The sequence below is a fragment of the Exiguobacterium sp. N5 genome (assembly GCF_025842465.1).
Taxonomy (GTDB): Bacteria; Bacillota; Bacilli; order Exiguobacteriales; family Exiguobacteriaceae; genus Exiguobacterium; species Exiguobacterium profundum.
In genome coordinates this window covers 1,300,675-1,312,987 of record NZ_JAPAEP010000001.1, presented here as the reverse complement: position 1 = coordinate 1,312,987, position 12,313 = coordinate 1,300,675, and the positions used below count along the sequence as shown (strand labels likewise).

General features: G+C 45.6%; 15 protein-coding genes. 12 read left to right on the top strand and 3 right to left on the bottom strand.

The genetic code is table 11. The features are described from left to right. Window positions 1-17: 17 nt before the first annotated feature. The 12 genes from OKS35_RS06780 (at window position 18) to OKS35_RS06730 (ending at window position 10,384) form a co-directional block, all read left to right on the top strand. Window positions 18-362: a hypothetical protein gene (locus OKS35_RS06780; protein ID WP_264092704.1), complete on the top strand. Its 345-nt coding sequence runs from the start codon at window positions 18-20 to the stop codon at window positions 360-362. Window positions 363-430: 68 nt separating this feature from the next. Then, on the top strand, window positions 431-577 hold the full coding sequence (locus tag OKS35_RS06775; protein ID WP_264092703.1) for a hypothetical protein: 147 nt from the start codon (window positions 431-433) through the stop codon (window positions 575-577). Between the two features lie 12 nt (window positions 578-589). After that, window positions 590-4,843 carry a phage tail tape measure protein gene (locus OKS35_RS06770; protein ID WP_264092702.1) on the top strand — a complete coding sequence of 1,418 codons (4,254 nt, stop codon included), beginning with the start codon at window positions 590-592 and terminating at the stop codon, window positions 4,841-4,843. Window positions 4,844-4,855: 12 nt separating this feature from the next. Next, window positions 4,856-5,704 carry a phage tail family protein gene (locus OKS35_RS06765; protein ID WP_264093063.1) on the top strand — a complete coding sequence of 283 codons (849 nt, stop codon included), beginning with the start codon at window positions 4,856-4,858 and terminating at the stop codon, window positions 5,702-5,704. A gap of 12 nt (window positions 5,705-5,716) precedes the next feature. Further along, window positions 5,717-6,697 carry a hypothetical protein gene (locus OKS35_RS06760; RefSeq protein WP_264092701.1) on the top strand — a complete coding sequence of 327 codons (981 nt, stop codon included), beginning with the start codon at window positions 5,717-5,719 and terminating at the stop codon, window positions 6,695-6,697. Window positions 6,698-6,699: 2 nt separating this feature from the next. After that, a complete protein-coding gene (locus OKS35_RS06755) occupies window positions 6,700-7,272 on the top strand; it encodes a hypothetical protein (RefSeq protein ID WP_264092700.1) in 573 nt (190 codons plus the stop codon). Between the two features lie 13 nt (window positions 7,273-7,285). Further along, window positions 7,286-7,555 carry a hypothetical protein gene (locus tag OKS35_RS06750; protein ID WP_264092699.1) on the top strand — a complete coding sequence of 90 codons (270 nt, stop codon included), beginning with the start codon at window positions 7,286-7,288 and terminating at the stop codon, window positions 7,553-7,555. Between the two features lie 12 nt (window positions 7,556-7,567). Then, entirely contained in the window at window positions 7,568-7,672 is a 105-nt protein-coding gene (locus OKS35_RS15400) for a CD1375 family protein (protein WP_413815714.1), read from the top strand. A 1-nt stretch (window position 7,673) separates the two neighbouring features. Further along, window positions 7,674-7,856 (top strand): CD1375 family protein, encoded by a 183-nt coding sequence (locus OKS35_RS06745; RefSeq protein ID WP_264092698.1) that lies wholly within the window; start codon window positions 7,674-7,676, stop codon window positions 7,854-7,856. A gap of 105 nt (window positions 7,857-7,961) precedes the next feature. Continuing rightward, window positions 7,962-9,143: a siphovirus ReqiPepy6 Gp37-like family protein gene (locus OKS35_RS06740; RefSeq protein ID WP_264092697.1), complete on the top strand. Its 1,182-nt coding sequence runs from the start codon at window positions 7,962-7,964 to the stop codon at window positions 9,141-9,143. 81 nt (window positions 9,144-9,224) lie between these two features. Then, complete coding sequence (locus OKS35_RS06735) at window positions 9,225-9,755, top strand: holin family protein (RefSeq protein WP_264092696.1); 531 nt, start codon at window positions 9,225-9,227, stop codon at window positions 9,753-9,755. A 14-nt stretch (window positions 9,756-9,769) separates the two neighbouring features. After that, window positions 9,770-10,384, top strand: a complete 615-nt coding sequence (locus tag OKS35_RS06730) for a M23 family metallopeptidase (protein ID WP_264092695.1) — start codon at window positions 9,770-9,772, stop codon at window positions 10,382-10,384. A gap of 38 nt (window positions 10,385-10,422) precedes the next feature. Here the strand turns inward: OKS35_RS06730 and OKS35_RS06725 are convergent, their stop codons facing one another. The 3 genes from OKS35_RS06725 to OKS35_RS06715 form a co-directional block, all read right to left on the bottom strand. Beyond that, complete coding sequence (locus OKS35_RS06725; protein WP_264092694.1) at window positions 10,423-11,382, bottom strand: hypothetical protein; 960 nt, start codon at window positions 11,380-11,382, stop codon at window positions 10,423-10,425. 40 nt (window positions 11,383-11,422) lie between these two features. Next, window positions 11,423-11,659: a hypothetical protein gene (locus tag OKS35_RS06720; RefSeq protein ID WP_264092693.1), complete on the bottom strand. Its 237-nt coding sequence runs from the start codon at window positions 11,657-11,659 to the stop codon at window positions 11,423-11,425. Between the two features lie 90 nt (window positions 11,660-11,749). After that, on the bottom strand, window positions 11,750-11,929 hold the full coding sequence (locus OKS35_RS06715) for a hypothetical protein (protein WP_264092692.1): 180 nt from the start codon (window positions 11,927-11,929) through the stop codon (window positions 11,750-11,752). Between the last annotated feature and the right edge of the window lie 384 nt (window positions 11,930-12,313).

The following is a 12,313-nucleotide window of genomic DNA, read 5'->3' as shown; positions in this document are numbered from 1 at the left end:
AAAGGAGTGTTCTTCATATGAACAATGTTAAAGAAAAACCAGTAAAAATCATGCTCGATAAAGAGCGTGAAATGCTCTTCACGCTAAACGTTTTAGTTGATGTTCAAGATGAATACGGTGACGTCATCGAAACCTTTTCGAAAGCCATGACTGATCAAGATTTTAAAGTAATCCGCATGGTCATGCATGCTGCATTAAAAGAAGATGATCCAGAATTGACGGTCGAGCAAGTTGGTCGAATGATCACGATGACAAACCTACCGCGTGTCATCGATGCACTCACAGAAGCCATCGGACTTTCAACACCGGATGAAGTTGAGGGAAAGAAACCAGTGGAACCGAAGGCCAACCAAAAGGCGTAATCGATTTCGATTTTTACATCTACATCGGTACAGTCCATTTGAACAGACGTGAAGAAGAAGTTTGGAAGATGACGCCACGTAAGATTTTGGCGTTGTGGGATAAGCATCGAGAGTTTAGCGGATGGAAGGAACCGAAAACGGATGAAAAAACAAAAATCGGCGGATTCCACCAAACAGACAAAGTTGTGTACGCCGAACAAGCATCGTGGTTATAAGGTGGTGAGTATATGACACAGGAAATCGGAAAATTATCGGTATCGCTGTCACTCGAAGACAGTCAATTTAATACATCTGTCTCGGGTATCAACCGATCACTGAAAACGCTCGGTGCTGAACTCGCGGCAATGAAGGCGAAAGGTAGCACCTGGGGAAACTCGATCGAAGGATTATCGCAGAAGCAAAACGCGCTAGGTCGTACTTTATCGGTCCAAGAAACGAAGGTGAAACAACTACGTGAAGCCTATGAACGTAGTGCCGCGGAGACGGGGCAATACAGTGAGCAGACACAACGCCTTGCCCAGTCATTAAACCGCGCCGTCTCGCAATTCAACCGAACGGAAGCAGAACTAAAAGGCGTCACGGGTGAACTCGAGCGACAACAAGCCGAATTAGCGCAATCTTCATCCAAATGGAGTCAGCTACAAGAAAAGATGTCGAGCGCCGGAACGCGTTTACAGGGTGTCGGTCAAGGGATGAAGAACGTCGGTCAAACCTTAGCTATTGGTTTGACTGCACCATTACTTGCAGTCGGAGCGGCATCTGTCAAAACAGCAGCGGAATTCGAAGGTCAAATGTCACGAGTCGGTGCAATTTCCGGCGCGACAAGCGAAGAACTTGAGAAGCTAAGACAATCCGCGCTCGATCTAGGCGCCTCTTCTTCAAAATCAGCAAGTGAAGTCGCTATTGCGCAAGAGAACTTGGCGGCCCTCGGATTTACAGCGAACGACATCCTGTCGGCTATGCCTGGTGTTATCAGTGCTGCAGAAGCCTCGGGAGCAGACATGGCACTGACAGCCGAAACAATGGCGTCAGCGCTCAATATTTTCGGTTTAGAAGCATCTGAATCGACTAGAATCGCGGATGTCTTAGCACAAACGGCTAATCAATCAGCAGCGGACATTAATGATATGTCCTATGCGTTAAAATATGCAGGTCCAGTCGCGGCAAACCTCGGCGTTTCGATGGAAGAGTTGTCTGCTTCCATCGGGATCATGACCGATGCAGGACTAGACGGGTCGTCTGCTGGTACTGCATTGCGTGCCGGTTTACTCGCATTGTTGAAACCATCCGAACAAAACTCGAAATTAATGGATAAACTCGGGGTGACAATGACCGACGCGAACGGGAAATTTGTCGGTATTGAAGGGGTCATCAAGAGTTTAAACGAATCGATGGAAGGCATGACCGATACACAGAAGACGGCAACGCTCGCGTCTCTCGTCGGTACGGAAGCATCATCCGGCTTCCTCGCGCTCATGAAGGCAGGTCCTGCGGAAATCGACAAGATGACCGCGGCGCTTGAGAACAGTGAAGGTGCTTCAGCCAAGACTGCCAAGACCATGAAAGAGAATTTAAAAGGTTCTCTTGAAGAGTTGGGCGGGTCATTGGAAACACTAAAAATCACTGTCGGGAATGCGCTCGCACCAACCATCCTTGCACTCGTTGAGAAGTTGCAGAAGTTGGCGGAATGGTTCACGAACCTCAGTCCAGAAGCACAAAAGACAACGCTCGTATTGGCAGGGATTGCAGCTGCAATCGGTCCACTCTTGATTGCGTTCGGTGCAATTGCCTCATCAATAGGTAGTTTGATGACAGCGTTTGGTGCAATCAGTGGAGTAATTGCCACAGCAGGTGGTGCAACCGCGGCACTTGGAGCGGTATTCACCGCGCTCACAGGTCCTATCGGGCTTACAGTTCTTGCGCTCGCCGCTCTTGGTATCGGAGCATATAAAGTCGCGCAAGAAATGAAGAAACCGGCATTAGAAGCTGAAATATTTGGTGACAAAGTGTCGGAGAGTACGCAAAAAGCGGTCGGTGCCTATCTTGAATTGGATGAACAAGCGACCGTTGCGCTGAATCAATTGTCATGGAGCCAGCAGACCGTAACCGGTGAAATGGCGAGCCAATTGATTCAGACGTATTCGCAAATGGGTGATCAGATCTTAACCGAGATGCAAACCGATCACGCTGCTCAACTCGAGCAAACGAAAACGTTCTTTGCTCAATCGAACGTGTTGTCGAAAGAGGAAGAAGCGAAGATCGTCCAAAACGTACAGACGTCACAGGAAGAGCAACAACAAAAGGTGACTGATGGGCAAACACGAATTGCGGAAATCCTCAACACAGCGAAGGAACAAAAACGCGCAATCACCGAAGCTGAGAAAACCGAGATCAACAAGATTCAGGAATCGATGAAAGTCCAAGCCGTCAAAGTCATGTCGGAGAGCGAAGCCGAGCAAAAAGCGATTCTTGAGAAGTTGAAGACAGAAGCAACTAAAATTAGCGCGGAGCAAGCAGCTGCTGTCGTCAAAAACTCGAAGAAGCAAAAAGACGAGGTTGTGAAGGAAGCCAACGACCAGTATACAAAATCAGTCGCAGAAATCATCCGAATGCGTGATGAATCTAAAACAATCAGTGCTGACCAAGCGAACAAGTTGATTGCTGAAGCCAAGAAACAACGTGACGGCACAATCAAAAACGCTGAAGAAACGCACGATAAAGTCGTAGCGGAAGCCCAGGCGCAAGCTACGGAACACGTTGACAAGGTCAACTGGGAGACTGGCCAAATCAAGACGAAATGGCAGGTTATGAAAACCGACATCGGTAACAAAATGGACGAAATCCGTTCGTATGCGAAAACCGGATGGGACTACATCTCTTCGCAGACTTCTAAAAAAGCATCAGAAATGAAAGAAGCGGCATCCAATAAATTCAATGAGATGAAAACCGCGGTAAGTACGAAAATGGATGAAGTAAAATCGAGCATCGAGACGAAATGGAATAATGCAAAATCGTTCCTGACGAACATCGATTTGTCTTCCGTTGGACGCGACATCGTACAAGGTTTGGTCAACGGGATCCGCAACAAGTTCGAAGACGTTAAAAAAGCGGCATCTGAACTCGCGGAGAAAGTCAAAGGAGCGATTACGGGCGCGCTGGATATCAACTCACCATCAAAAGTCACGGCTCAATACGGTGAATGGACCGGTGAAGGTTTTGCGAAAGGTATCAGTAAGTCCTCTAAGCAAGCAGAAGCCAAAGCAAAAGCTATGGCAAAATCGGTTTCAGACGCGATTAAAAACGCCGAAGTGAAATTTGATACGAACAAAATCAATGCTGATCAGTACATTGCTGCATTGAAACGCATCGATGCCCAACACAAATTGACGGCTGAACAAACTCGTAAGGTCCAATCAGAGATTTACGCGGCGACACAAGCCAAAGCGAAAGAAGCGGCAACCGAAGCGAAAGTCGCGGCTGACTTCTATTCGAAACTCGACAAACTCAATGACGACTACGTTGCTAAAGTGAGAGCGACACGCGATCAACTGAAAGCGACCGAAAAGGCATTGACGGACGAGTACAAAAAAGAACTGGCAGACCGGAAAGCGGCACTGATCAATTTCGCATCAATTTTCGAAGAAATCACGCCAAAAACGGACGTTTCTGGAGATAAATTGATTGCCAACCTCGGAACTCAAGTCGATGCACTCAAGCAATACGCGACATCGATTAATGCGCTCAAAGGTCGTGGACTAAGTCAAACGCTTTTGGAAGAGTTGGAGAATCAAGGACCGAAAGCGGCGGCAGAGATTGCAGCGCTCGCGTCTCTAAATGATGCCCAGTTAGCCGAGTACCAACGTCTATATGACGAGAAAGCACGTATCGCGGCAATTCAAGCATCCAAAGAAATGGTCGAAGAGAAAGCGGAACTCGCTCGTAAGATTGAAGCAGAGCGCAAGAAAGCAGAACAAACGGTCTTGTCCTACAAAAACGAATGGCTGAAGCAGATCAATGCGCTCAAATCAGCAACCGTGAAGGCAATGGGCGAACTCACACCAGGAATGCAGAACGCCGGAAAGAATGCCATCAAAGGCATGATCGAAGGTATGAAGGCAATGAAAGGTCCGTTGCTCGACGAAGCGCAAGCACTGGCGTCAGCGGTCGAGAAGACAATCAAGTCTGCTCTCAAGATCAAGTCACCATCACGCTTGATGCGCGACGAGGTTGGAAAAATGATTCCGGCCGGCGTCGCAATAGGTATCGAAGGCAACATGGGGGTGGTCACGAAAGCGGCGCAATCTCTTGCGCGAGTCGCATCCTCGAGTCAAATGAGCAATACGGTACCGTCAAGTGCTTCAACGCGTAATTACAATAACAGCGCTGTGATCAACGTGTATTCTCCATCGGCAAACCCGATTGAGATTCAACGAGCGCAGCGTCAAGAGCAACGGCGTTTAGCAGCCGAATGGGGGGTGTGAGATTTGAAACGGATGACATTTACAAATAGTTCGGGCGAATCGATCACCTTCCGGCTCGGTTCGCCTTTTATGATTAACAACATTGAAGGATTGGGAGAGGTCAGCGCAGACATCCAGTCTCAAAAAGCACCGTTCCAGGATGGTTCATCGTTCATCGATGCCGTCATGAACGAACGGGACATTTCTTTTAACGTCACCATCAAGGGCCGAAATGATACAGAGATTTCGCAATACCGAACTCAGCTATCACGCGTATTCAGTCCGAAACTTGGTCCCGGAACACTTCGTTACCAATACGGTGACATTGTCCGGGTGATTGAAGCAACACCGACACACGTCCCGAACTTCCCGAGTGGAAACGAAAACCGAGGCAGTCAATTCCAGATTGCGTTGCTCGATCTGATCGCTCACGATCCTTATTGGAAGACAGAGGGCATCGAGGGCGAACCGACATTTGAGCCATTGTTTCAGTTCCCCTTTTCGGGAGAATTTCAAATGGGTATCAGCCGCGACGAACGCTTGATTGTTAATGACGGGGACGCACTGACACCGCTAGTCATCGAGTTTTATGGACCGGCGGAAAATCCAAAGGTCATCAATGAGACGACAGGTGAATTTATTCAAGTGAATCAATCGCTTGGACTGGAAGAGGTCATGCGGATCAATACCGCGGACGGAGAAAAGAGCGTCATTTTCATCGATGCTGAAGGTGTCGAACGGAACGTATTCAACTGGATTGATTTAGATTCGACGTTCTTCAAATTGCGGGTCGGGGAGAACTATATCACTTATACAGCTGACAGTGACATACAGGGCGCTATCGTCAATTTCTATTATCAAAATCGCTATAACGCATTGTAAAGGAGTGACATCATGGCTCAAAAATACTATTTCTTTAACTCGGCGCCTGGTGACGAGCGGCTGCACCAAGCATCGGACTTTGCCCGTTATTTTGGAAACGTGCTGACGAGCGGTCTATTCTCACTCGATAACCAGATTGGATTGCGAGTGCGAGCAGACGGGACCGATATGCGGTCTTATGTCGAAATCGGGAAGGCACTCATTAAGGGTTTTGCATATGAGAACGATGCGGACGAATACTTGCTGCATGACTTGCCGGAAGTAACGAACAACCGCATTGACCGGGTCGTGTTACGCCTGGATCTTCGAAACCAAAACCGGTTCATCAAAGTGTTTGTTAAATCAGGTGTTGCGGATGCGGCGCCAGTACCGCCAGAATTGCAGCGTGATAACTTCATTTATGAATTGTCATTGGCTAAAATCTTGGTTCGTGCCAATACCTCGACAATCAACCCGGCAGACATTACGGACGAGCGTTTAGATGAACAACTATGCGGCATCGTCAACTCAATGATCACGGTCCCGACGTCACAATTTCAACATGACTGGAATGCTTGGTATGCCGCCAACATCCCTCAATATGAGTCGGAATGGCAAGACTTTATCGATGGTCTAGCCGGCGCCACATTCGTTCAGACGGTAAACGGCACCGCGCCAGACGTAGACGGGAACGTTGAAGTTGCAATCGACACTACTGAAATCGATGCTGAACTAGATGCGATGTCCGCTCAAATCGGCATTTTATCAGACAAAGTGGACGACTTAAAAACGGTAAAATCGAGCAAAGACGCAAACGGAATTTTTACGACACTCACCTACCGTCGCAAATCGGATGATTCGTTGTTTGCAACGTCCGTCCTATCGGGCGGAACTAGCCCAAACTATACTACACGCACCGTCACATATTATGAGCCGGACGGAACGACCGTCCGTGAAACACTGACGTACACGCTCACATATGACAACGACGGCGCGCTCATCTCGGAGGTGTGATGATGTTAGACATTCGAGATCATGGCGGAACGTTCGGCGGTTTAAGTGGTAGTAATATCAAGAGTATTCAAAGAGGAACTACTATACTCCCGGATGGCGGTAGCGCAAGTTCTAAAAGTATGTCCGTTGCATTGAATAATGTGGATATATCAAAATCCTTCGTAATTTTTAACCTCTATAATGGGGAGACGGGAACTTACGCATTGGACGGAAGAGTTTTGGGCGCAAAATGCGTGTCTGTAACGCTTGATTCAGAAAATAGTTTATTAATTAAAAGATCATACGGTTATGGTCCTGTAACCGTAGATTGGTGGGTCGTCGAACTAAAAGAATTAAAATCAAAACAGAGTGGGTCTTTTGGAATTGCTACTAAGACCACAACACAAACAATTAGTAGTGTAGATTTGGCAAAGTCGTTTCTCTTTTACTCCTACGAGTCGAGTGATATTGCAACTACTATGAACGCAGATAATTACTCAATCTTGTTGCAATTATCTTCGAGTAGTCAATTGTATTTCAAGCAAAAAGATAACGTTCAAAAGACAGTGTATTGGCATCTGATCGAACTTAAATAATGGAGGTGTTGAAATGAGATTTATCACCTTAGATGAGTCAAATATTGTTGTGTCTGTTCGGTACGGGAATGACGTTCTTTCTGGTGAAATTGAATCGGAAGTTGGTAACGTCGGACAGCGTTATGTCGATGGAGAATTTATCGACGTGCCAATTGAACCACAAATGCCAATCGAAACAATGGAAGAAAAGATTACGCGACTTGAGCAATTGGTACAGGAACAGAACTTGGTGCAGATGGAAGTCTTGGCAACAATTTATGAAGAAATCCTCGGAGGTGCGTAAAGGGTGGTTGATATGTATGTCTTATTGGTTAAAGCGGGCATCAGAACTTTGGAACAAGTTCCAGAGAAACATCGTTCGGCTGTTGAAACAGAACTTAAAAAACAAGGAGGAAATTGACATGGTAGATATGTATGTAGCATTGGTCATGCACAAGAGACGACAAATCGCGGCAGGTGGACCATTACCGATGGTTCCTGAAAAGTATTCGGCGGCAGTACTAGCAGATTTGAACGCAATTGGCTTAGATGGCTACGGAGATCCATTAGTAGTCGTCCTACCAATCGAAGAACCTCAACCGTAACCGATAAAATGACAATTTCCACGGTCTAGCTACCGGGGTAAGTAAAGATCAAGAGGGCGCATTTTGCGTCCTCTTTATTTGTAAGTAGGGAGGTTTACACGCCATATGAGAATCCCGATTCGAATCATCACGATCGGTTTTCAACTCGTCGCGGAAATTGATAACTATGAATCGTTGCTAATCGAGAGTAGTTGGGGCGGCATCGGTACATGCGAATTGAAAATCAACCGGCATATGAAATACGCAAACGAACTGATCAAAGGGCGGATCATCTTTCCATTAGCGGATAAGGACAAACCCTATATCATCAAGCATAGAGAAATCGAAGTGGACGAACGCGGAAAGATTTCAGAGAACTGGATTATTAAAGCGATTTCGCTCAAAGGTTTGCTTGCACAGCGAATCACGATGCCGCCGGCTGATAAGGCATACGATTACGTCAATTCGAATGTCGAGACGATTATGCGCGGTTATGTCGAGCGGAACGCCATTTCACCGACTGACAGTGATCGTATCATCCCGAATCTCGCGCAATCCACGAATAAAGGCAAAGGACCACAAACCATCTATCAGACTCGCTTTAAGAATCTAGCAGATGAACTTAGTGAATTGTCGTTGGTGTCCGGTCTAGGGTGGAATGTCCGTATTGATACCGCTGCACAGCAATTCGTTTTTGACGTACTCGAAGGACGAGATTTGACCGTTAGTCAGAATACGTTGCCACCAGTCATTTTCAGTCCGAAGTTTAACAGCTTGAAGCAGCTGTCTTACACCGAGAGTGAGTTGAACTATAAAAATACAGCTTATGTCGCCGGGCAGGGCGAAGGCATTGAAAGACGTGTCGTCGAGGTAGGTGGAGCAAGCGGACTAAATCGCCATGAAATCTTCGTAGATGCTCGAGACATTGCGGAAGAAATCACGCCAGAAGACGACGGAAATCCAGAAACGCCAAACGAGCCAGTTCCGCGCCCAGAACAAGACGTCATCGATGATCTGATTGCTCGAGGAAATCAGAACTTAGCCGAATACGACCAAGAAGAATTCATGGAAGGTCAATTACTTCAGAAGTCGCCGTTTGTCTATAAACAAGACTATGATTTAGGGGACGTTGTCACGATCCGTAATGACGACTGGGGAATCACGATGGATGCACGTATCACAGTCATCAGGGAATCGTATTCAGCGAGCGGAAAAGCAATCGAAGTCACATTTAACGAATCACAGCCGACACTAATCAACGTGGTCAAACGAAGTATCAAGCAAAGCGCAATCGAACTACGTAGATAAGAATACAATATCAAGTCAGGAGGGTCACATACATGCAGACAACACAGCAAGTGGCCCCATCATTATATGAGGAGGTCATTTATGCGCACACAACAATTCGCAGAGGGAGCCGTCGCCATAATCGCGACGAGCGTCACCGCTCTATTAGGGGGATGGGATGTGGCGATTAAACTGCTCGTCACACTCATCGTTATAGATTATGTAACAGGATTTCTTGCCGCAGCCAAGCATAAAAAACTAAATAGCGATGTTATGTTTTGGGGCGGCATCCGGAAGGGTGTTGTCTTTTTTGTAATCATCGTTGCTGTTCTCGCAGACGAGATGTTGAATAACTCGATGCCTGTTCTGCGTACACTCGTGATCTATTACTATATCGCTCGAGAAGGTTTGTCAGTCACCGAGAACTGCGCGCTTCTAGGAGTTCCACTTCCGCAACAATTGGTCGATGTCCTCGCGCAGTTACAGGGCGACAAACGAGAGCCGACCGTTGATCGTATTGCACAGGACGTCGCCCCTGAGACGGAGCAGGTGACCCCTGTAAGCCGCGAAGTCCCGATTGACGTCGAGTTCGCAGAAAATGAAGTTATTGTCACCAAGGAGGAAGACAAATGATTGAGAAAGCTATATTGCCACTGAACAACGCTCGCATCACCGCTGGATACAAAAATCCCACTTATCATAAAGCGATGGGATTTCAGCACTTCGGAATCGATATGGCGGATCTAAAACGTAAAGATTTGAGTGTATATGCTCCTTTCAAAATGAAAGTCACCGCTATTGGAAATGACACGCTCATGGGCGGCACCATCATCGCCATCAGCGATAATCCAGTTGACGTCCACTATGGGTCGAAGAAAGGTGCGCGTCACCTTGTGGTCCGCATGGCGCACCTTGCTAAGGTTTACGTCAAGGTTGGGGATGTCGTCGCACCGGAAAATGCAAAGATTGCCGACTACGGATCAACCGGACGATACGGCGGATCGCCCCATCTCCACATCGAGCTCGACACGGATATCAACTATCCAACGTACTCACCGACATTATCCCGTTCATCGGACATATGGAAGGCCGGCACAGACTCGACCTTGAACCCGATGGATGTCTTCAAGGTCGACGCAAGCGGCCAACGCGGCTACAAGCAGACATTTAGTCATGCAATTTCCTCAGGCGCTTGGATACAGCCGGACGACAAGACGACGTTAGGACTTGATGGCAAGATCATCAAATCCAAAGGTGTATGAGTATGACGAACCCCCACTCACTCGAGTGGGGGTATTGTTTATTCAATAAAATCAAAATCTAGGGAAAAGACAAAGCAGTTGCCACTAAAGTTTCCATAACCGTCAGGTATAGGTTCGACAAAATCTAAATCTGTAATAGATAATGCATATTTTTTTGTGGTAAAGTCGTTTGTTTCTAATTGTGAACCGGTTTTATACTCAATTATTAGATGTATCAATTTAGATTCAATGCCATTTAAATAATTCTTGTCACTAATACCTCTATATAACGTATCAATTAAGATTTGTAAAATATATTTAGGTACTGAGTCATTAATACTGTCATTTTCTCTAACAATAGGTGTTCTTTTGTAGGTTTTTAAATCAATTGTTGTTTTCTCTCGGGTAACTTCATCACCTTCTATGATTTGCGCGGTAAGTTTACTGTCTGTTGTTTGATTTGGTATGCTGACTCTAAATTGATAAAGGTGAGAATGCTTTTCGTTGTACGATTTTGGAGAGCATTTAAAGTCGTAAACATTAAACAATTCACTTGCATCGATCTCTAAACGGGAAGAAACCATATAAGCATTTCCTTTAGACACATTAGTTATTTCGATAAATAATCCTTCTGCTGATTTTTCGTCATGGCTATAAATAGACATGAGATCCAAGTCCTGATCCATAGTAACTAAATTAAATTCATGTTGCGAAGCAATTGGTATTAGCTTTGGAGAGTGAGTATTTAATAAATCTTTTTCTAATAGTTCAGTCTGCTTCTTAGCATAAATGTTAGCTTCTTTTGACGCTTGTGCAGCATTTTCAGCAGCTTGTGCGGCGACATCACCAGATTTCGCGGAATTTTCGGCTGCAGTAGCGGAACGGTTAGCATTATTATTAGAAATAATTGCGACTGCAACAGTTATAAATGAAACAAAAAGAGCACCAAAACTTATAAAGTCAGATATATCTACTGCACTAAGAAAAACATAAGACCTTATAGCTGTTATTAAATACATATCTTCTTCCCCCAACGTAAAAAAAGTCTCACAAGGAGACTCAATTCGCTGTTTCTATATCATTTTCCTGCAATGATTTTTTCTTTCCTAATTTCCCTCCATGATGCATCCATTGTGCATACAACTCATCGTTAGCTCGAATGTGAAGCAAAATCTTGAACTGTAATATCTTTTCTACACTGAAAATTAAAGTCGGATCGAATGTGTTTCGAACAAGCTCTCGGTGCACCCATGAGAGTGTCTCTTCACTAGCTCGTACTCTTTTGCTAATTGGCATCGTATCACCTCAAATAGAGTATATGTCCGTAGGTGTAACTCGTCACGTGTCAGTATGGTGAAAAAAATAAAAGCCCTCTATTGGGAGAGCTTAACCAATCTTGATTGAGGACGACAAGACGTCCTCGAACTGGAGTTGCTTTCGTTCTTCGACCTTTGTCTTGAACTCAGCCCGGATGACTTGCTCGCCCTGACCGGTAATCTGCATCCTCTCGACGAATCTCATCACTTCTAAAATCTCTTCCTTGGACCCGATGATAGCTAGTTGCATTTTATATTGCCTCCCCGTGCCGCAAACAGGTGACGTGTTGTTGCTCATATACCCGCAGCGTAAAACGGCGAAACGATTCAACCATCTCAGCCCTCAGTCCAGCCCTCAAAACTGAAACAAACTATACAAATCAATACAAACTGAAACATCAAAAAACCATAAAACAAGCGATAAAACAAAACTATTTCCTTCTATATATAGTGCAAATAAATAAATTCGAGATGGAAGGTTCGATTGGATAATCGTGACTTCAAAACCAGCGGAGCTTTGCTTCACTGGTTTTTTGTATAATGAAATAAGGAGGCGATAACGTGACCCATCGATTTTTATTAGAGGGCCGAGACATATATTCATTTATGAATCCCATGCTTGTTATTTGCCCGA